The following is a 20,578-nucleotide window of genomic DNA, read 5'->3' as shown; positions in this document are numbered from 1 at the left end:
ATTTCTAATTTCAGACTTCTCCTACCCCGGGAGCTGTTGACAAATAGTGTGTAAAAAGCGTTAGACGGCGACCTTCGAATTAGGCTTTTTGACTCCGTCGGAGAACTCCTCGCCTTCCCGTGCATGCTCCACCCAGGGCTGAGCATGCGATTTCCGAAAATTCTTCTCGGCCGCCACGAGCCGCACGGTCGTCAGACCACGCTGTTTGAGGTGTCGTAAGACAACGGACCAAGAATCCTTACTCTCCCGATACCTCACCTCCACGGCTAACACATGTTTACTCCCGTCTTGCATCGCTCCAATAATCAGCAGCAGGGCCGTTTTCTCTGTGCCCAATCCCGCTTTCACATAAACGCCATCAGTCCACAAATACGCCGCCTGACATCTCTCAATCAGCACCCTTGTCACTGCCATATTCCAGAGTCCACTTCTCTTTGAAGTGCTGCAGTGAGGAAACCGACAAGGGCGTCCGGTTCCTAACAAGCCTTGCAAGGACAATTCAAAATCCACACTGGCCAACCCGTACAGATATAACTCCGGCAACAACACTCACACCTCTCCTGACTTTGGCGGCGAGAGAGGGGCAATACCAGGAGATTAACCGCTCCTCCACATTGCGAATCCGAGGACGGAAAATTTCAATGGTCTCGAAGCTAAGGGTGGCCAGTCGGGGCTGCCCATAGCCATTGCGATAGCCAGACTGTTCGGCTCTCACAACCTTGCGCTCACTCTGCTCGCGCCCTAAGAAGTCTGCGACCTTTTCCTCCAGCAGATCTTACAGCCAGCGTTGAGTCTCCTGTCCAGCATAGGACCTCGAGACAACCGTACGGCCCCTCCTTTGACTCTTCTGTTCCGTTGTGTCTTTCTGGCATTGGCGTATCCTTTCTCCGCCTATTCCTGCAAGCAGGGTGTTGGAGATGCGTCACCAAAAGGGTACGCCGCCTTCATCATTTTTTCCACATTTATTTATTGTAGTTCAAACCTTTCGGAATGTTAAAAATAAAACCTACACAGCGTACCAATGCATTCAAATCAACACTCTGCATATTTTCCTGGTGCAATTGTGTACCATTTCTTTTGCAGAATATATGCCTGACAATCTTCTATTTTCCTCAAAAATAGAAAATCATAAATCTATTCATAATTTGATCTTGAGACTCACAACACTAATGATGGATGATGAAAAACAAATTATTGACCCAATGACATGTATCTAATCAGATACATATATTATCTATTTCGATACATCAGAGAAGGATCGTCTTTTCTCCAATTTCAACGAGAGTTCCACACATGCAAGGACAAGCCGGAGGCTAAAAGAAAAGTTCCTCATGTGTTAGAAAAAACATATTGGGCTGGCGGAGAGATTTGTGCTCGAGAATTTTTGCCTCCACCATAGGGATCGACGAAACCATCATCCAGCACTACGTTCGCTACCAGGATGAACAGGAGACGTGGCAAGCGGAGCTTGAATATTAGAAAGAGGCCACGGGTGTAAGCCAAAAGAGGTTCATTGCACATTGCTGGTACCACTGTTATCACTGCTTATATTTGGCTAGCGATTATCGCTTGTCCCAGTTGAACATGAGCATCTCATAATCAAAAATGGAGCCTAGAAATCCGTGAACACTTGGGTCATGGGATTCCGCGTAATTGCTAGATAATGTCATCACGAGAAGGCGCCTCGGCTATGATTCGCAGAACAAGGAGGCACGGCGTTGCGCATGGTTTGCCGCTCCGAGTTCTTGTTACAGCAGGTCCCATGACGGATTGCACACAAGCTGCACAACTCATGACCGGCTTCGAGGCCGACGCGGAGGAATCACACCGGTCATTCCGCCCAAGAAAAACCAGAGGCCTCTACAGGCATACGATCACCATTGGTCTCAGATGCGGCACTTGATCGAAAATACGTTCTTGCATCTTAAAGGTTGGCGGGGGATTGCCACCCGACATGCAAAGAGAGCCTCGTTCTTTTAGGCCATCGTGCAAATCCGGTGTATTTGGCTGTGGGGATCTATCTTATGACGACACTGCCTAGAATACATAATACAAAGCCATACACTTGAAATTCCTTTTCACTGGAATGTGTTCCGACTTTCAGTTAAGTATTAAGTTAAGCAAATTTTGTAGAAGTGATGGAGGGAAACCCTGACAGGTGAGAACTTGTTAGATAACAAGAGAGATTAAAACAGATTCGACACAATTTTGGCCCCGCCCACGTAGGTTCCGATAATACTACCCAACGTCGGAAGCAAAAAAGCTAAAAATACTCGCAAAAGGCGGCTATGCCACCAACGCCTTGGAATCGTGATATCCTCGGCCACGCTTTGAAACTCTCGCACGAGTGGAGGTTGCACGTAAGCTTGAACGAAGGCCGTTACATATCCGACGCCAATAACAGGTGTAAGACTTGTGAACGGGGCAGACACAAACGCCGTCAGGATCGTCAACGGATGTGCAAGAGCAAGAATGGCCCCCAATGCACTCGGAATTCCGTTTGCCAGAATCCAGAACAAGGCATTCTCCCCTGCAGCCAATGCGCCCTGTTGAAACCCGATGTAAGCAATAGATCCGATAATAATCGCGGGAATGCTCCACCCAACCCATTTCCAGGCAGCGGAAACTGGGGGAATGACATCAAGCTCTTCCAAGTTTACAGGCTGTCGTTCCTTTAACGTGCGTTGAATGCCAGGCATGTGCCCTGCCCCCACGACCGCAACGACTTTTTCGCCCTTCACATCGCGGATCTTTTGGGCTAGATAACGATCACGCTCATCAATCAACACGGATTTTAGCGTGGGAACTTCTTTTCCGAGTTCATCCATCATTTCAGAGAGAACATCTTGTTTTTTCAGGTCTCGAATTTCTTCTTCCGAGACTTGAGTGGTATCGAATATGCTCAACAGAAGTGATGATACCAGCATGCTCTTTCGCCAAAATGGTGTTGTCCTCCACGCACGTCGCATGGTGATCCGAACATCACGATCGCACAAGGCGACTGGAATTTGATATTTTTCCGCCGTCTTGGTCGCCTCAAGCATTTCTGTGCCAGGCATCACCCCTAATTGGTCCCCAAGACGTTTTTGGTATGACGCTAAAACGAGGTTGACCATCAACGTACTGAGCTGTTTATTTCGAATGATCTCTTTGAGATCCAAGGATTCCCAGCGTTTGGGCTTTGAGAGTACCTCAAAACGTCTCGCATCTAATTCGACGCACACGCAATCAGGCTGTTCTTGGTCAATGACCTGACGAACTAGTTCCGCAGACTCTTGAGAAACATGCGCCGTACCGATGAGAATAATCGATTTTTCCGGCAAACAGACAACCTGAACATCATCTGAATAGTCTCCACGCAGGACTTCAGATTCAGTCGATTCTGGAACAGATTTGTGTATCGGCTCATCCATGTTCACACCTTGGCATAATTGAACAGCAACTTGTCAAGTGAAGAATTAAATAAGAGCAAATGTCGGGGAATTCATGGTAGACTACCTGCCCTAATGGGCCATATGAGGTCACGAAGACGGTCTCGTTCAGGTAATTCTTTTCCTGAACCTTGAGTAGAACGCCTAATAATCTCAACGAATTGCTCGGGGTAGTCTGTATGAGTAAGCGAACGCAGGCGTTGCGTGTGTGGGTTTGGTTTAGCGGAGACGGCACCCGTTGGCAAGTGGCAAAAACTAAGGATGGGTATTGGCATTGCGCTCTAGGACTTGGAGGGAAACGCTTGGCGAGCTGGGAGCCCGGTTTCCCACCAGGACTGGGGCCCCTACCTGAATGGTTTGAAACTCGATAAGCACGACGTTCATGTGATTACCACAGACAACAACACGTCACGAATAGGAGATGACTATCCGATGCCATCATAACGTGCCCAACCGAACACGCTCTTCATAAATCGTAGAAATACTGTACATTGTCACCTCCCCATTCTTTCACCCGTCCTTCGATGACCTTTTCCTGGTCAGTATAAATCCAAACCGTGACGTCGGAAGATCCCGTCAGCCTCTTCATCGATTGCATCAGCATCAACACAATCTTTCTTCCCCGCTCACGGTCATTCGCAAACCGGTTATACAACGATTGTGTGATATGAAGTCGAAGCAAGTGACCTTTGACGATCACCGTTTCTACATCAGAGGAGTTTTTCAAAAGGGTTTTGATCTCCTCAGCAATAGCGTTATCAGATTCTTCATTCTTCATCTGGTCATCTCTTTCTTTACGGTTCTTCCGCCGATCATACCGATCTTCAGGTTTTACAAGGGACGAGTCACGTACTGCAACCATTCACTCGTCTTGCCGTCAACGGACGAACCTATGGTGTGAAACACACGAGCATGATAGGCATCGACCCACGCGACTTCTTCTTCGAGTAACAATGATCGTTCAATAAGTTCACGGTCGAACGGCGCAAGAGTCAATGTTTCAAACGACAACAGTTCCCGTTCAGCGTCAGGAACATCTGCGCAAACGACGACCAGCACCAGGTTTTCGATTCGAATACCATACTCCCCGGCTTTATAATATCCTGGCTCGTTCGAGACGATCATACCAGGTTGCAGGGCGACTGCCCCACCCTTCTTCGCGATACGCTGCGGTCCTTCATGGACGCCAAGATAACTCCCTACGCCATGTCCCGTCCCGTGATCATAATCCAATCCGACATCCCAAAGGGATTTTCGGGCCAGAGCATCCAATTGCCCACCGGTTGTCCCCTTGGGGAAACGAGCCATGGCCAACCCCACATGCCCCTTCAACACTCGAGTATATCGATCTCGCTGTTCGGACGTAGGCTTCCCGATCGCTACGGTGCGGGTCACATCAGTCGTCCCGTCCAAATACTGCGCGCCAGAATCCACCAAATACAGCATGCCACGTTCAAGACGAGCATTCGTTTCAGGCGTCGATCGATAATGAACGATCGCGCCATGAGGTCCGGCGCCAGAAATAGTCGGAAAGCTTGGTTCTTGCCAAAGATCATTCTGCCGGCGGCCATGTTCCAAATATTCGGCAGCCTCTAATTCCGTGACCCGTCCGCTTGGCCCCTCTCGATCCAACCAGGACAAAAAACGGCACAACGCAACCCCATCTCGAAGGTGAGCCTCCTTCATTCCTCGAATTTCATTGGAATTCTTACGAGCTTTCGGAAGGGTGCAGGGATCGTCGCCATAGACTACCGTCGCCCCATGCCGTGACAATCGATCGATGATCCAGAACGCCGATTTTTCAGGGTCACACTGCACGGTGACCCGTCGACTCCCCAATTGTTTCAGTTCATCACCGAAATCTTCCGGAGAAAGAATGGAGACCCCATGACCCAAATGATCTCGAACGTCAGCAGTGAGTTTTTTGGCATCTATGAAGAGTTGAACGGATCCATCGGCACCGACAATGGCCATACAGAGCGACAACGGACTGTAGGAAACGTCCCGCCCCCGAACATTCAACAGCCAGGCCAATGAATCTGGAGCCGTGACGACGACAGCTTCGATAGCATCGTCTTTGAGTTTTTGCGCGAGTTCGGACCGCTTTTCTGCAGAATCCTTCCCTGAAAACTGAAGAGGATGGACAACCATAGGTGTACAAGGTATGTCCGGTCGGTCGATCCAGACACGATCAATAGGATTGGGCTCGCAGGCGATGAGAACGGCCTGAGTTTTCTGACACACGGTTTGAAGTTTTTCGACTTCATAGGGAGTGTGCAACCATGGATCATACCCCAGACGTACCCCAGGACCAAGTGCGGACGTTAACCATTCAAGCAACGATGTATCAGCGCTATGGTAGGCGATAAAACAGTCTGGATTGACTTCTTCCTTGACCTGCAACACGTAGCGGCCATCCACAAAAATCGCTCCGCGATCTTCGAGAACGACGGCTGTCCCGGCCGACCCGGAAAATCCGGTGACCCACCGTAATCGCTCTGCCGAATCAGGCGTATATTCGTTTTGATATTCATCCGCATGAGGAATAATCAACCCATCAACATTCTGTCGCCGTAGCTCTGTCCGCAGCGCGGCAACGCGCGTACCCTGGTCGGCTCTATCTGTCATCTCGTCGACATGCTCCACAAGACTTTTCGCAACGCGCTCGCTGTATCATGCCACCCATTGTAACAAAACATGTACAAGAAATGGCATTTTCCTGTGTCACGGGGTTCTGCTATTGTCCTGCAACAATCGATATACAGTAGACTGCCTATACACGTTGTCCATATCTAAGCAACATGCGATCAAGGCAGCCTTCAAAGGCAGTGTGGGGGGGAAGGAGAATCAGAGGAGTACTTACGATTGATTGCCTAAAACGAAGGCTCGCTCACACAACACTTGCTTTTCGGTCTCGTACGTCGGAATGAACTTGGTGAAATTCATCTGCTCCAACATATCCTTAATGGGCTTGGGAGGAGCGACCAGACTCAGGCCAATGTTTTTTCCGACAAGACTCAGATGGGCCAACGCAAGAAAACCCAAGGCTGCGCTATCCATACTCGTCACATCTTTCATGTTGATAATGATATGCTGAGCGCTGGTCGCGCTCGCATTTCTAATCACCGCCTGAAATACTTTGCGCGAATAGAAGTTGACCTTCCCTGAAATCACCAGGATCAACACGTCGTCTTGCAATCGCTCCATGACTTGCATAATGAAACCTTTACACTGTTATTCATCGGCAATTTCCATGAATACTTACGTAATTAATCATTCAATTGCATCATATGAATGTTTTTTAAGAATTCTCGCCCCGAACAATCACCTACATGAATTATCGAACAGGAAACGACTGACAGTAAGAGTAACCCCACACAAACTGAAAAAACTTGCTTGATCGGCAACAACAGACATTTGATCTAGCCAATATATTCTGGGATTTTCCTAGGATTGACAAACACATTCAAGACAGTACCATTGGAAGCCATCATTTCATGGAATTCACCCCATTCATCCATCAATCAATGCCATAACGGAGAGGAGCAAGATGAAAGACTTCGTGAGTCTAATCGGGCTAGTGGGATGTTTCTCTTCCATCTTCACGGGACTCGTATGGGCCAATTCGAATGATCACTGGGCATTGACCGACGATCAGCGGCGAGCCTTTCTTCACTACTATTCACCCATCATCCTCAAGCGCGTTGATGAAAACCAGCCTAAAGGCAAAACTCTTGGGCATGATTGGATCACGAATTTCAATTTCGACCGTGACGACAATTTCAGCAATAACCGAAAAAATTGGACGAAAGAAAAGCGCCGATTTATAGCCGGTGAAGCGAACGAAAACTGGACTATTCGCCCCACGCTGTACTCAGCGATTATTGAGTTCATGCAAAATGGGCAGAAAAATCTTATCCTGCTCTATCACGTGTATCATGCGATGCAAGGCTGTCAAAAAATCGAACGCATCATCTGCCGGAATGAAGACGTTCACGATTGGGAACGCATGGAAGTACGAATCAATAATGTGACGAATTTTGGCCCTGGGCATGGGGAAGACATCCGATATTATGTTCTCACCGCCCATTCGAAACATACCGGCCGCCAGGGCGGACATTCCGACCTTCATTACCTGGATAACATGGAAACACCCCATGCGATCGGTGGGAAGCACCTCCTCATCTGGCAAGCCATCTGGCGAGGCGGAACTGGGCCGCGGAAAAGCGAATTACGTTTCGTCGAAGATGGGTTGAACGACTTTTTGAATGGAAAGGCTAAGGTTGATATCAGCGGATACGATGATAAAGAATTTCACTATGTGTTCGTCGATCAAGATGCCAAGGACGCCGTTTATTTCTGGAACGCGAAGAGCATCACCTTTCACAACGCCGCGCAACTCGCATCAGGGAAAGATGACGATGACGTCGTGAAAACGAACAAAACCATACGAATCACCTATGAGCTCCAAGACCTTGCGGATATCTTCCCCACGCATTGGATTCACGCAAACGGTCAGAACTTCAATATCAACTGGACTGGAACCACGATTCAAGTTGAATTGGCTGATTCCATCAAGTCGTCGATTACGGCCAACCCCATCGACGTCCCTGCTGGACTTCAAGCCTTTCATCCACGTGCCCTAGATGGAGGTCATGCTGGAGAACGAACCGGATACCCGAGTAAACACTGGTTTTGGGGAACGTATTTTTGGGGCAACGAAGGGAAATGGACGCGAGACGCCTATGAGGCTCGCGGAGAGGTTTGGAACCAGCATGACTATTTCGCACATGATGGAATCCAGAGTCCGCGGCAAAAGCCTTCGCCGGAATTAGAAGCCGGACAATGGTTACCGGAAGGCTGGCACAAGGCCGAAAATGGAGGATTTGACGGACGGTGGCGTTCGCTTTTTTCAGATCACTAAATCATTGAAACGAAACGATGGAGATCACGCGCCTAAAGCGCTCTTGACCGCCTGGCCGATTTCTGCTGGGTTTCGAACCACATGGACGCCGGCCGCCTCGAGATTGGCCATTTTTTCTGCGGCTGTGCCTTTACCGCCAGTGATAATCGCTCCGGCATGGCCCATGCGCCGACCTGGTGGTGCCGTGATTCCCGCAATAAAGCTGATTACGGGTTTGGTCACATTGCCCTTGATGTATTCCGCAGCCTGATCTTCGGCATCTCCCCCGATTTCGCCAATCATCACGACTGCTTCAGTTTCATCATCTTCTTCGAACATATGCAGGAGATCGATATAGCCTGTCCCGATGATCGGATCGCCGCCAATCCCTACGCACGTGGTTTCACCGAGACCGAGATTCGTGAGCTGATTCACTGCCTCATAGGTTAAAGTGCCACTTCTTGAGATGACTCCGACTTTGCCTTTCTTATGGATAAAGCCCGGCATGATGCCAATCTTACATTCATCGGCGGTGATAATCCCTGGGCAATTCGGTCCGATCAGACGAGTGGCATGTCCTTCGAGCGCCCGTTTGACCTTCACCATATCATTGACAGGAATCCCTTCTGATATACAAATGATTAGCCAGATTCCAGCTTCCATTGCTTCAAGAATGGCATCGGCCGCGAATGGCGGTGGAACGAAAATCAAAGAGGTTGTCGCATCCGTGTTCTTGACGGCGTCACGTACCGTATTAAAAACTGGAATCCCTTCGACTTCCTGGCCAGCCTTGCCGGGCGTCACACCGGCCACAACCTTCGTTCCATACGCTTTGCATTGAGTCGCGTGGAATGATCCTTCCTTTCCCGTGATTCCCTGCACCACCACTCTTGTGTTCTTATCGACCAGAATGCTCATTCCTCAAACCTTTCCCTAATTGCCAAGAGTCTAGAAGTTTTATGATTTCTTTTCCTTGCCACATAATGCCACGATTTTCTGCGCCGCCTCCCATAAGTCAGTCGCCACTTCGACCTTCAACCCGGATTCTGCCAGCAGTGCCCTGCCTTCTTCAGCGTTGGTCCCTTGGAGCCGCACGACAACCGGCAGCTTAATGCCGACTTCCTTCGCCGCGTCGATCACACCATTCGCGATTCGCTCACAACGCACGATCCCGCCAAATATGTTCACAAAAATGCCTTTGACTTTTTTATCTTTTAAGAGGATCCGAAATCCCGCGGCAACTGTTTCTTTCGTCGCGCCACCACCGACATCGAGAAAATTGGCAGGCTCCGAACCGGCCAGCTTGATCACATCCATCGTCGCCATCGCGAGTCCAGCGCCATTGACCATACAACCAATATTGCCGTCGAGCTTGACATAATTCAGATTGTGCTTACCGGCTTCGATTTCCATGGGCTCTTCTTCATGAAGATCACGCAATTTTTGCACATCAGGATGTTTGTACAGGGCATTATCATCGAACGACACCTTCCCATCCAACGCGATGAGCCGCTTATCCGTGGTGATAACCAGTGGGTTGATTTCCACGAGCGAAGCATTTTTCTCCATGAATAGGCGATAGAGATTCTCCAACATTTGGAAGAACGGTTTAATCACGGCCGGCTCTAATGTGGGTAACCCAAGTCCGAACCCTAAGTTTCGTCCATTGTGCGCTTGAAAACCCACTGCCGGATCGATTGGTTCTTTCAGCACTTTTTCCGGCGTTTTTTCCGCAACCTCTTCAATCTCCATCCCACCTTCTGTGCTGGCGATAAACGTCGGACACCCAGTCTCACGATCCACCAAGAGACTGAGGTAGAGCTCCTTGTCGATACCCGCTCCTTCTTCGATTAACAACCGTCTCACTTTGCGGCCTTTTGGACCGGTCTGATGGGTCACCAGCGTCTTGCCAATCAACTCAGACGCAAGACCAGGCACCTCATCTTTATTTTTGGTGATCTTCACGCCACCGGCTTTTCCGCGTCCCCCCGCATGAATCTGGGCCTTGACGACATACACTGGTGTGTCTAACGTTGCCGCCCATTTTTCTGCTGCGCGGGCATTTTTTATTTCTTTCCCTTTTGGCACGGTCACGCCAAATTGAGCAAAGAGTTGTTTCGCTTGAAATTCATGGATGTTCATGTTTTACCCTTTTTTACAATCGCAGAAAATTTTCCACACCTCATCGTCTTTCACGATGGTGTTACGGTTTTCTTGTATAGGCTGGCAAGACCATCGGAGAGGTAATTTGATCGGTCACTCCATGTTTAGCCGCTTCGTCTCGAAACTGTTTAAGATGCCCCAAGGATAAAGAACCATGAGAAACTGATACTGCTCTGGCAGAAGCCGTCAGACCCGATCGCTTACCGAACACCATCAGATCTAACAGTGAGTTCCCCATCAGTCGGTTGCGCCCGTGTAATCCTCCAGAGGCTTCGCCGGCCACGAATAAATTTTTAATCGGGGTTTCACTATTTTCATCGATCTTCACGCCGCCATTTTGATAGTGGAGCGTGGGATAAATCAGCACGGGGTCTTTACGGATATCGACGTGAAATCGCTCATACTGCTTCACCATGGCAGGAAAATGTTTATCAAGAGTTCCTTCTCCATGCTCGACATCGAGCAATGGAGTATCGAGCCAGACTCCGACTCGTCCCGAGGCCGTCCGAACGCCACGTCCTTCTTCACATTCGCGAATGATCGAAGACGACACAACATCGCGGGTATCAAGCTCATTGACGAATCGTTCGCCCTTCGCGTTCACGAGATGCCCGCCTTCCGATCGAATGCCTTCTGTCACTAAGGCTCCAACGAGTTGTTCGGGGTAGACACCTCCCGAAGGATGATATTGAAATGTGTCAATCTGAACCAATGGAGCGCCCATTCGATAGGCCATGGCCAATCCATCTCCAGTCGCTCCATAATGATTGCTGGTAGGAAAGCCTTGGATATGTAAACGACCAATGCCCCCGGTCGCCAAAATGACGGTCTTCGCGGCGACGACGATCATTCGCTTATTATCCAAGTCTTGCAAAATCGCCCCGGAACAGGAGCCATGCTCATCGCTCAGTAATTCCAGCGCCGCAGCAAATTCCAAAAGAGGAATTTTTTGATTCAGCACCTCATCCTTGAGCACCCGCATGATTTCCAGGCCCGTGTAGTCAGAGCAGGTTAACAGGCGCTCCCTGGAACTCCCTCCGCCTTTCTTGACATGTAAATTGCCATCAGCGTCCCGATCGAACAGCACGCCCAATTGGAGCAACCACTTGGCGACCGCAGGCCCCTCTTCAACCATAACCTTAAGAAGGTTGTGGTCATTCTTCATATGACCACCCTTGAGTGTGTCGAGGAAATGTTGAACGGGTGAGTCATTGGGCGCCACAGCAATCTGCATCCCACCCTGCGCCATAACGGAATTGGAATCGACAAGGCGAAGTTTAGTCGCTAACAGAACATTGGCGCCTTCACCATGGGCATGCAACGCCGCCGCGCAACCCGCGCCTCCTCCCCCGACAACCAGAACATCAACCGTGTAATCTGGGGTCAACGGAAGATCCAACGGGATTGGGCTTTCACCTTCCAAAATAGCGGCAAGCTCTCGCACGGTTCGATCCCCTGAATTGGGACCGAACTTGATCGGACGATAGGCTTGCTCCCGATGATCGGGGTGGTATTTTTTAATCAATGTATCGCGTTCGGCTGGAGAAAATTTTGGCAGGGTTTGCTTGCGACGAGTGTCACGAGACTTGTGCACGACATCATGAAGGGCGGTAAGGTTCATTTTGAAACCTGTCAATTCAAATATTTCTAAGGAATCGTCGCCGAGGCGTTTTGCAGCTCTTCGTCCGACATTTTCAACACTCTCGCCCAGTCAGCCTGATATCGACCTTCTGTAATGGCTTGAATTCGCTTCTCCAACCCTTCCGGATTATCGGTGAAGTGAACGCCCTGGGCCCGGCTCGCATAGACAGCCACCAGATTCGGCGCAATATCAGCGATGCACACAGGTGTGCACATCCCACACATTACGCAGTCCATAAACATTTCTGAGACGGCTTTAAAGTCCCCAAACACCGCTTTCCATACGCCCTCCCGGACATCAATCGATTGAGGACAGGCTTCCGTACAGGCGTTACAGTTTCGACAAAGCGGAGCTTCAGGGTAGAGAGTAAAAAGGTCCTGTTTGGGATCTTTCAGTTCCGTCAAGTCATACGTGGCTTTTCTGGCAGGAAACGCGGGCATGAACGAAAACGACATGCCGTCTTCAACCGCGAACGAGCAAGCTAAGCATGTCTTGACCTTGGGATCATCTTTGGTCCGATAATAGGTCGCACAGGCTCCACAAAACCCGCCCAGACAGCCAGCGCCTCGAACTACGTCTTGCCCGCTATACCAGATGGCCTTCATCAAGGTAATACCCGCCGGCACTTGAAACGGCTTTCCCTCGATCTCAACCGTGACCATCTTTGGTTGGAGGCTTTCCTCTTGATCAAGAGTACTTTCTTTATCGAATGACTCAGTCATGGTGACACGTACCGATCAATATGAGCCCTAATTGTAAAGGGCCATGGTTATGCAATTTAGTTGAGAGCATTCAATGCAGACCCCGCCCTGAACCATTTGATCTGAGGCTCGGTCATGCTGTGATTCGCTTGAATCGTGATGTCCGTTCCATCTTTTTTATGAATGATTACAGAGATCGGTTTTCCAGGAGCTAAATCACCGAGCCCGGTGACACTGATTCGATCTTCTTGTTCAATTTGATCGTAGTCGCTTGGGTTGGCAAAGGTCATCGGCAGGACTCCTTGCTTCTTCAGATTCGTCTCATGGATTCGCGCGAAGCTCTTGGTGAGCACGGCTTTGACTCCAAGAAACCGAGGTGACATCGCGGCATGTTCCCGGCTGCTGCCCTCGCCGTAGTTTTCATCGCCAACCACGAACGATCCTATACCTTTCCCTTTATAATCTCTCGCGATTTGCGCCAGCGACAGTCCAGACTCACCCGTCAACACATTGTTTCCGGTTCCCGCTTCACTCGTAAAGGCATTATTGGCACCGAGGAACATGTTGTCGCTTATCTTGTCCAAGTGTCCACGGAACTTTAGCCACTTACCAGCTGGAGAAATGTGGTCGGTCGTGGTTTTACCTTTTGTCTTGATGAGCAGTGGCAATTTCTCAAAATCATTCCCATCCCACTTGGGAAACGGCTGAAGCAATTGAAGACGCTCGCTCGTCGGAGGAAGATCCACTTCCAACCCTTCTCCGCTCTCAGCTGGTTCCACATACCCCTCTTCACCTTTGGCAAATCCTTGGGCCGGCAATTCTTCGCCTTGAGGAGGGTCCAATTTGATGTCTTGACCATCAGCAGTTTTGATCGTGTCGGTGAGCGGATTAAACCGTAGATCACCTGTCAGCGCATAGGCGGCGACCAACTCGGGGCTTGCCAGAAACGACAGGGTCTCAGCGATGCCATCATTACGCCCCGGGAAATTCCGGTTGAAGGTACTTACGATGGAATCGGCTTTCCCTTTCACCCCATCCGCTCTCTTCCATTGACCGATACAAGGTCCACAGGCGTTGGCCAACACCGTAGCGCCCAGATCTTCAAACGTCTTCATAAATCCATCGCGCTTCATCGTATGAAAAATTCGCTCGGAGCCAGGAGAAACCAAAAAGGCGGTCTTGGCTTTTAATCCTGCCTTCAACCCTTGTTGTGCGATATGTGCAGCACGGCCAATATCTTCATAGGAAGAATTGGTACAACTGCCCAACAGGGTCGCTTTCAATTCGACGGGATACCCTTTCTCTTTGGCTTCTTCCGCCAACTTGGAGACTGGGCGAGCCAGGTCCGGAGAATGCGGACCCACCACATGCGGTTCCAACGTGGACAAGTCAATTTCCACGATCTCATCGAAATATTTTTCAGGAGACGCATAGACCTCAGGATCAGCGACCAACATCTCTCTATTCGCTTCTGCGAGCTTCGCGATATCTTCTCGTTCAGTTATCTTGAGATAATCGACCATCTTTTGATCGAACGGGAAGATAGAGGTCGTGGCCCCTAACTCAGCACCCATATTCGTGATGGTTCCTTTACCGGTCGCGCTAATCGTCTCGGCACCTGGCCCAAAGTATTCCACGATCTTGTTCGTTCCGCCTTTGACCGTCAACTTTCCACAAATATGAAGGATCACATCTTTTGGCGACGTCCACCCATTCAATTTTCCGGTCAGTTTCACGCCGATGAGTTTTGGATGCAGGACTTCCCAAGGCAGTCCAGCCATCACTTCGCCCGCGTCCGCTCCTCCCACACCGATCGCCAACATGCCAAGCCCTCCACCATTGGGCGTATGAGAATCCGTCCCAATGATCAGGCCTCCAGGGAACGCATAATTTTCAAGCACGACTTGGTGAATGATTCCCGCTCCAGGCTTCCAGAATCCGATTCCATACTTTTTGGCGGCAGAAGCCAGAAAATTGTAGACCTCTCGATTTTCATCATTCGCCACCACAAGATCTTTTTCTGACCCCATTTCAGCACGGATCAAATGATCACAATGAATGGTACTCGGCACGGCGGCTTTCGTTTTACCGGCTTGAATGAATTGAAGCATGGCCATTTGGGCCGTGGCATCCTGCATCGCCACGCGATCAGGACGAAGAGCCAACATGGCCTTTCCACGATCCCAGACCTGCGTATCAAAATTATCGGCATGCGAAACAAGAATTTTCTCGGCCAACGTCAATGGACGACCAAATTTCTCACGGGCTTTGGCGATGATGCCCGGCATCGACGCATACAATTTTTTGACGAGTTCTATCGACATAGCAACCTCTCCATCGTTTATGCAGTCTACAAATTTACCTGCAGGTTAAGAAAACGGTCTCTTATCATTCACTCTGCGACTCGGCGCCCGTAGAGGCAGCAATCCTGAATTTCATCCTCATGCGGGAAATTACCTCGTTACGAAACAGGCACGGGGCTGACGTCAATGGAAAAATACACACGTCAGACTGCCTCTACAGTCTTTATTTCAGTGGTGGCACTTCTCGACGTTTCGGTGATGCATAGTTCACCAAATAATCGAACAAGCGGATCAGCCGGCTTCCTTGACGCTTTTGGTCAGTCCAATGGCCGATCATGCCGATGGTTCGCGCCAGGACGAAGAAGCCGTTCAAACTGTCGACCGGGAAACCGATATCAACCAACACCGCCGCCATCGTCCCATCCACGTTCAAAATCAAGTTGTCTTTCTTGACGGTGGTCTTCTTCTCGACTTCGAGTGCGAAATCAAGGTGCGGCGTCTTGATCCCGAGGCTTTTGACGTACCCGACAAGCTCCTTCACACGTTTATCCGGATTCTTCAAACTCTTCACTCGATGACCGATACCAGGAACCGGTCCGACATTTTGCTTCATGTAGGCGAGAAAGTCATCAACTGTCAACTGGTTATCGATAGCATACTTGAACCACCGCCCCGCATCGGTAACCGCCCCGCCAAATCGGGGACCAATCATGATCATGCCCGCGGCAACAGCCTGGGAAAGCCCGATGCCTGCGCAGGCCGCAATCACCGTGGTCAGGGCGCCGCTGACACAGGGCCCATGATCAGCCGACAATATGATAATACGCTTAATAATTTCCGCTTCTTGTTTTGTGACCAGCCGATTATCCCAGAGCAAGCCAATAATATGGGGAATATCGTAGCCGGCATTGATTAATTCCGATGCGGGATATCCTTGATAGTAAGGCTCATCGCCACGATCATCACTAATGGTAGTCCGGATCAACGGTGTGACCAGCACTTCTCCATCTTGTTTCGCTTCGGCGACAGATTTCGGAAGTCTAGGCTGATCCGCTGGGGCCAAATCAGGAATGGGTTTGATTTCTCCGCTCTTGACCATTTCTTCGTACGTCGACTTGATCGCGGGACCCAACGCGCCGAATGTATCGGGAACGAGTGCGCCGGCTTTTTTAAGCGCATCGGATTTCGCGCGGGCCGAACCCTCCCCTTTTAATCCCTCTTTGGCGCCGGCATGTCCAAACTTCATACCTTTGGGGAGACTCTCTTGGCAGAACCCCGAAACCACCGACAACAATTTAACGCGCCGCTTCTTCGCGCCATACCATTCGGCAGCACGCTCTTCCAAATCCCCGCCCATCTCTCCGACGATAACGACAGCCTTGGTTTGTGGGTCGTTCTCGAACATTTCCAGGTAGCTAACGTAATCCGTGCCAGGATACGCATCGCCGCCGATCCCGATCGCCGTCGTAATCCCATCCGCGAATTGAGAACAGATCCAGATGATTTCGTTGGATAAACCGCCGGACTTCGTGATCACACCGAAGGAACCCGGACGATACAACTTACACGCCACTAAATTATCAAACGCCCCGCCGATCACACCTAATCGGCATTCACCGGCTGACACGACGCCGATGGATGATGGACCGTTAAAAATCTTCCCCAGTTTTCTGGCGTGTTTACCCAAAAGCTTCGAGTCCTTCTCAGGCACGCCTTCCGTAATCATCGACACCGTTTGAATCTTGGGATCGTTCAAGGCATCCATGGCGCCTTCATAAGCCCGATTCGCGCCGATGTAGACCAAGCTGGTGTTAATTTCTGGGTGGTTGGCCGTGGCTTCAGCAACCGTTTTATAGATGGGGATCGCAACCAGTTCGGTTCCACACACCACTTCATTCGTCTTGCCGGCATCCGGCGGATAGACAAAAGCCGAAACATTCAGTGGTTGTTTGATCATGTACCGGAACTCGGCCATGCGGCGGGCCGCATTCACACCGGCAGCCCCTCCCTGAATCACAACATGTGTGTCTTTTGTGGCAAGTATGCTCATCGAAGCAATCTCCTAGTCTTCTAGTTCAAATGTATTAGTTCGCCGCCATCGCCATATCGACGATGTCCGTTAACGGGGTGGTCCGGTCAAACACATGAATATCAAAACCTTCATCTTCTAATGCCCGCATCGCGGCCAGCCCTTGCTTCTCATTGGGACCTCCACGGCGCACCCAAATCTTCACACCATCCAGCTTGCCCTCGCCTTTGGCCTTTCGGAACGCGTTAATGATACCGCCAAACGTTTTTTTCACATCCGTAAAGTTCGCGATCGCTCCACCGACGATGATGTGTTTGATGTTCGGCAATGAACAGACCTTTTCGGTAAGCACTTCCACGGCCCAGTCCGGCGGATCACCGGAATACTCGGCATAATTCGCGAGTGTTCCACCTCGTGCAACCACAGCATCAGAATAATACACGCTCGCTCCACCGCCAGCCGGCAACATCGCGATCGTCCCTCCAGGAATTTCAATGAGCTTGACCGATCCCTTTACTTTTGCATCGACCGCCATCACTTCTTCTTCATTCTTGGTGTAGGCCCGTCCAAACTCTGCGGCAAAGGGAAAGTTCCAATCTTTATGACGGAATTTGGCATCGCCGTCGAGCAGCGTCACCGCATCAAGTGCGACCAGATCGCCGTTTTCCGCTTTCACCACCGGGTTGATTTCCAGATATTGCGCGTCTTCATTATCAAAACAGGTGTAGAGTTTTTTCAGAAATTCCGCCATCTTTGTCGCCGTGTCGCCAGTAAACCCAGAATCTTTCGCAAGGGCTAATAGCTCAGCGTCAGTAGGAGACTCCCCAATATCCACGAGAATTCGCTTCACCTGGTCCCAGTTGGATTCAACCTCTACACCGCCATGAGTAGTCACCATAATTTCCACACCATCACGCGTGGACTTGGCTGAGGCATAATATTCTTCTTTGTGATCAATCGCTTCGGAGACAATCACTTGACCGATCTTGACCGATTCGACCTGCTTCCCGATCATTTCTCGCACTGCGGCTTTCGCGGCAGCCAAATCTAACCCGACCTTCACGAGCCCCAACTTAAATCTCGACCCCAGCGCTTCGTGGGCTTTGACAACAAGCTTGCTTTTTTGAAGCCAATCATTGGCCGTAGCCAATTGGTCAAACTCATCACCGGTACTAACGACGACATAGTTTGGAGTTTTCAATCCCCACTTTTTGAGTAAGCCCATTCCTGGACCTTCGAGTACTTTTGCCATAATTGTGCCCCTATTTATGAAAAGACAAGTCTAGAGTGAACCACGGCTCGCGTGAAAATGTGGATTGTACGGTGATGGAAGAGGCTTCGCAACCAATCAAAAGGCCCAATTTTCAGCCCTGAAGCCCTAGAAACCCAATTTTATTCACACCTTCTGGGGTAAAAAGTCTTGCTGCAGAAAAATCTCTACAAATGAGTGTGGGACATCATAATATAATAGTGGAATAGACACAGAGGTGCCCTTTAAGAGGATCTGGCGAGCAGATATGGGAAATGGGTTGTGATGAGAGACAGAGAGCACCCCACGTGCGCCTAGCCATAAACCACTAGCGATTATCGTGCATCCTTTTCTTGAAGCCGTTGAATTACATACATCTTTTTCAGGAAGGATGCCTACAACAATCACGGCTTGCTCCTGAAGTGCATAAAACAGGTAGTAATGCTGACAACGAAACATCCGCAATCCTGCCCCGATCTCATTGACAAGCTTGCCAATGAACGGATTTCCACCAATCTTCATAAAACAATCTTTGAGTCCTGTCACATAACAATCGGCTTGCTCTTCACCCTATTTATCATATGTGTAAATCCAAACTTCACCCAGGTCGCCCTCTGCTGATTTGGTGAGGTGGTATTCAAACCGGCCGATCATCTTTGTCTTGCTGTTGCTTGTCTCTTGGCATCTGCAATGATGGTCTCAAAACTTTTCTCTGACAATTCCCCACGTTGTGCTTCTTCAATTCACGGAGCAAAGTATGCACGAAGATCTTTATATTGATCCTGCACATCCATCCGTCGCAATGCATCCCGTACCACTTCACTGGCGTTCGTGTAAGCCCGTATGGATTTTGCTCTGGATCATCGCCTCAAATTCTGGAGTTAACGAGATATTCATAGGCATAGGAACCCTCCCTCTAGGAAATAGTATGTATTTATGGCTAAAAATTGTCAGTATTCATGCACAACTCGTACAAAATTTCACCAGATTCGTCGTCCCTGAAAATACCGTTGGGGTGCTGTTTCCGGAGTTGAGAGTCAGGTCTTGTAATGCCAGGTTGACGGGGATGAATCCAGAGGAGAATAAAACGTGATGCTGTATAGCAAGACCTGACCCCATAATCCCAGTCGGTATACCCAAAGTCGGTAAACGCGGGATTGGCTCCTGGAATGTATGAGGAGCGTGGAAAGTGATGACAGACTTGCGTCTTGGGCGGATGAGTAATGAGAGGGCAACGTTGACGGAAGAGAGATGGACACCATAATGGTCTCAAGCCATTGAGTTCGGGAAGCGCTGTGTCATAAAGCACGCAACCTGACCCGTAATCGGAGTTTTGTCGTTTCGCAACAGCTTGCGTGCCATCGTGCCTCCTGCAGACAAAAACACAAGGATTTATGATGGCCAGAATAATACTTGACGGATGATTAAATGTGAACACGCCCTAGTCTGCATCTTCTTTTGACTCACAAGTTCGTAACAGTACCAACCTCTGTTACGATTCGTTACAAATGATTACGATTGTGAGAAGATTGCCAAGTCGATGATTGATACCGTGTGTGATGAAAGATCAATAACACTCATCCATCACTCACAGGAGGTGTCACATGACAAAGCAAGTACTTATTCTCAGCACGGTCGGAGTAGTAGTTCTTGGATCGGCTCTCGCGTTTGGAGCATCGCAAGGCAAGTCCGGATGGTGCGGGTCTCATGCTGGGGGATTTTCTCCGGCTCATTGGGGAAAACATGGCGATGGGCAACATCGAGTGGACGTCATCGCTGAAGTCTTAGACCTGAATGACGCTCAAAAAGAAAAGCTGCAAGGCGTACACAACACCATGAAAGACGCACGACAGGCCTTTGGTGATGTACGGCTGCAAACCATCGATGAGGTACTTGGCCTGGTTACCAGCGACACGCTGGACCAGAGCCAAGTTCAACAAATCGTGAAACGGCATCAAGCCCTGGTAGATGACTTCGCACCAAAAGTCACCGCGAGGATCGCTGAGTTTCACGCCTCACTCACTCCAGCACAAAAGTCGAAAGCGGCTGAGTTCATTCAAAAATGGAAAAGTCGCATGGAGCGTCGGGGTAAGCATAAAGCGTAACATTTAGACCGGATGGGGAAGGTACAGGCCTTCCCCATCTTGAGCGTGAGCT

The 20,578-nt window shown here is 49.7% G+C and carries 16 protein-coding genes; 3 read left to right on the top strand and 13 right to left on the bottom strand.

What is annotated here, in order from left to right:
• Positions 1 to 60 precede the first annotated feature (60 nt).
• Together MRJ96_07570 and MRJ96_07565 are read right to left on the bottom strand one after the other, a co-directional pair.
• Positions 61 to 414, bottom strand: a complete 354-nt coding sequence (locus tag MRJ96_07570) for a transposase (protein ID MDR4501291.1) — start codon at positions 412 to 414, stop codon at positions 61 to 63.
• Positions 415 to 2,186: 1,772 nt separating this feature from the next.
• Entirely contained in the window at positions 2,187 to 3,413 is a 1,227-nt protein-coding gene (locus tag MRJ96_07565; GenBank protein ID MDR4501290.1) for a TraB/GumN family protein, read from the bottom strand.
• Between the two features lie 197 nt (positions 3,414 to 3,610).
• Here MRJ96_07565 and MRJ96_07560 point away from each other — a divergent pair, with 197 nt between their 5' ends.
• A complete protein-coding gene (locus MRJ96_07560) occupies positions 3,611 to 3,802 on the top strand; it encodes a hypothetical protein (protein ID MDR4501289.1) in 192 nt (63 codons plus the stop codon).
• Between the two features lie 95 nt (positions 3,803 to 3,897).
• Here the strand turns inward: MRJ96_07560 and MRJ96_07555 are convergent, their stop codons facing one another.
• The 3 genes from MRJ96_07555 to MRJ96_07545 all read right to left on the bottom strand — a co-directional run bounded on the left by MRJ96_07555 (position 3,898) and on the right by MRJ96_07545 (position 6,638).
• Positions 3,898 to 4,209 (bottom strand): hypothetical protein, encoded by a 312-nt coding sequence (locus MRJ96_07555; protein ID MDR4501288.1) that lies wholly within the window; start codon positions 4,207 to 4,209, stop codon positions 3,898 to 3,900.
• 53 nt (positions 4,210 to 4,262) lie between these two features.
• A complete protein-coding gene (locus tag MRJ96_07550; GenBank protein MDR4501287.1) occupies positions 4,263 to 6,059 on the bottom strand; it encodes an aminopeptidase P family protein in 1,797 nt (598 codons plus the stop codon).
• A 231-nt stretch (positions 6,060 to 6,290) separates the two neighbouring features.
• Entirely contained in the window at positions 6,291 to 6,638 is a 348-nt protein-coding gene (locus MRJ96_07545) for an STAS domain-containing protein (protein MDR4501286.1), read from the bottom strand.
• A 343-nt stretch (positions 6,639 to 6,981) separates the two neighbouring features.
• Between MRJ96_07545 and MRJ96_07540 the strand changes: the two genes are divergently transcribed.
• The gene (locus MRJ96_07540; protein MDR4501285.1) at positions 6,982 to 8,355 is read left to right on the top strand and encodes a hypothetical protein; all 1,374 of its coding nucleotides are present in this window, start codon (positions 6,982 to 6,984) and stop codon (positions 8,353 to 8,355) included.
• Between the two features lie 24 nt (positions 8,356 to 8,379).
• Here MRJ96_07540 and sucD read toward each other — a convergent pair whose 3' ends face one another.
• The 8 genes from sucD to MRJ96_07500 form a co-directional block, all read right to left on the bottom strand.
• Complete coding sequence (gene sucD / locus MRJ96_07535) at positions 8,380 to 9,252, bottom strand: succinate--CoA ligase subunit alpha (GenBank protein ID MDR4501284.1); 873 nt, start codon at positions 9,250 to 9,252, stop codon at positions 8,380 to 8,382.
• Positions 9,253 to 9,291: 39 nt separating this feature from the next.
• Positions 9,292 to 10,476, bottom strand: a complete 1,185-nt coding sequence (gene sucC / locus MRJ96_07530; GenBank protein ID MDR4501283.1) for an ADP-forming succinate--CoA ligase subunit beta — start codon at positions 10,474 to 10,476, stop codon at positions 9,292 to 9,294.
• 61 nt (positions 10,477 to 10,537) lie between these two features.
• Complete coding sequence (locus MRJ96_07525) at positions 10,538 to 12,118, bottom strand: FAD-binding protein (protein ID MDR4501282.1); 1,581 nt, start codon at positions 12,116 to 12,118, stop codon at positions 10,538 to 10,540.
• Positions 12,119 to 12,144: 26 nt separating this feature from the next.
• Positions 12,145 to 12,861, bottom strand: a complete 717-nt coding sequence (locus MRJ96_07520; GenBank protein ID MDR4501281.1) for a 2Fe-2S iron-sulfur cluster-binding protein — start codon at positions 12,859 to 12,861, stop codon at positions 12,145 to 12,147.
• A gap of 56 nt (positions 12,862 to 12,917) precedes the next feature.
• On the bottom strand, positions 12,918 to 15,164 hold the full coding sequence (locus MRJ96_07515) for an aconitate hydratase (GenBank protein MDR4501280.1): 2,247 nt from the start codon (positions 15,162 to 15,164) through the stop codon (positions 12,918 to 12,920).
• Between the two features lie 202 nt (positions 15,165 to 15,366).
• A complete protein-coding gene (locus MRJ96_07510) occupies positions 15,367 to 17,193 on the bottom strand; it encodes an ATP citrate lyase (GenBank protein MDR4501279.1) in 1,827 nt (608 codons plus the stop codon).
• Positions 17,194 to 17,227: 34 nt separating this feature from the next.
• Entirely contained in the window at positions 17,228 to 18,424 is a 1,197-nt protein-coding gene (locus tag MRJ96_07505) for an ATP citrate lyase (protein MDR4501278.1), read from the bottom strand.
• Positions 18,425 to 18,568: 144 nt separating this feature from the next.
• Complete coding sequence (locus MRJ96_07500) at positions 18,569 to 18,943, bottom strand: hypothetical protein (protein ID MDR4501277.1); 375 nt, start codon at positions 18,941 to 18,943, stop codon at positions 18,569 to 18,571.
• 1,082 nt (positions 18,944 to 20,025) lie between these two features.
• Here MRJ96_07500 and MRJ96_07495 point away from each other — a divergent pair.
• Positions 20,026 to 20,526 (top strand): Spy/CpxP family protein refolding chaperone, encoded by a 501-nt coding sequence (locus MRJ96_07495; GenBank protein MDR4501276.1) that lies wholly within the window; start codon positions 20,026 to 20,028, stop codon positions 20,524 to 20,526.
• Positions 20,527 to 20,578 lie beyond the last annotated feature (52 nt).

The sequence above is a fragment of the Nitrospirales bacterium genome (assembly GCA_031315865.1).
GTDB lineage: Bacteria > Nitrospirota > Nitrospiria > Nitrospirales > UBA8639 > JAGQKC01.
The sequence above is the reverse complement of the archived record's forward strand: the minus strand, read 5'-3'. Positions and strand labels throughout refer to the sequence as shown.

Bases quoted from the DNA above. Each gene is read 5' to 3' on its own strand.
- MRJ96_07570 (MDR4501291.1), bottom strand. From the start codon at position 414: ATGGCAGTGACAAGGGTGCTGATTGAGAGATGTCAGGCGGCGTATTTG.
- MRJ96_07565 (MDR4501290.1), bottom strand. From the start codon at position 3,413: ATGGATGAGCCGATACACAAATCTGTTCCAGAATCGACTGAATCTGAA.
- MRJ96_07560 (MDR4501289.1), top strand. From the start codon at position 3,611: ATGAGTAAGCGAACGCAGGCGTTGCGTGTGTGGGTTTGGTTTAGCGGA.
- MRJ96_07555 (MDR4501288.1), bottom strand. From the start codon at position 4,209: ATGAAGAATGAAGAATCTGATAACGCTATTGCTGAGGAGATCAAAACC.
- MRJ96_07550 (MDR4501287.1), bottom strand. From the start codon at position 6,059: ATGACAGATAGAGCCGACCAGGGTACGCGCGTTGCCGCGCTGCGGACA.
- MRJ96_07545 (MDR4501286.1), bottom strand. From the start codon at position 6,638: ATGGAGCGATTGCAAGACGACGTGTTGATCCTGGTGATTTCAGGGAAG.
- MRJ96_07540 (MDR4501285.1), top strand. From the start codon at position 6,982: ATGAAAGACTTCGTGAGTCTAATCGGGCTAGTGGGATGTTTCTCTTCC.
- sucD (MDR4501284.1), bottom strand. From the start codon at position 9,252: ATGAGCATTCTGGTCGATAAGAACACAAGAGTGGTGGTGCAGGGAATC.
- sucC (MDR4501283.1), bottom strand. From the start codon at position 10,476: ATGAACATCCATGAATTTCAAGCGAAACAACTCTTTGCTCAATTTGGC.
- MRJ96_07525 (MDR4501282.1), bottom strand. From the start codon at position 12,118: ATGAACCTTACCGCCCTTCATGATGTCGTGCACAAGTCTCGTGACACT.
- MRJ96_07520 (MDR4501281.1), bottom strand. From the start codon at position 12,861: ATGACTGAGTCATTCGATAAAGAAAGTACTCTTGATCAAGAGGAAAGC.
- MRJ96_07515 (MDR4501280.1), bottom strand. From the start codon at position 15,164: ATGTCGATAGAACTCGTCAAAAAATTGTATGCGTCGATGCCGGGCATC.
- MRJ96_07510 (MDR4501279.1), bottom strand. From the start codon at position 17,193: ATGAGCATACTTGCCACAAAAGACACACATGTTGTGATTCAGGGAGGG.
- MRJ96_07505 (MDR4501278.1), bottom strand. From the start codon at position 18,424: ATGGCAAAAGTACTCGAAGGTCCAGGAATGGGCTTACTCAAAAAGTGG.
- MRJ96_07500 (MDR4501277.1), bottom strand. From the start codon at position 18,943: ATGAAGATTGGTGGAAATCCGTTCATTGGCAAGCTTGTCAATGAGATC.
- MRJ96_07495 (MDR4501276.1), top strand. From the start codon at position 20,026: ATGACAAAGCAAGTACTTATTCTCAGCACGGTCGGAGTAGTAGTTCTT.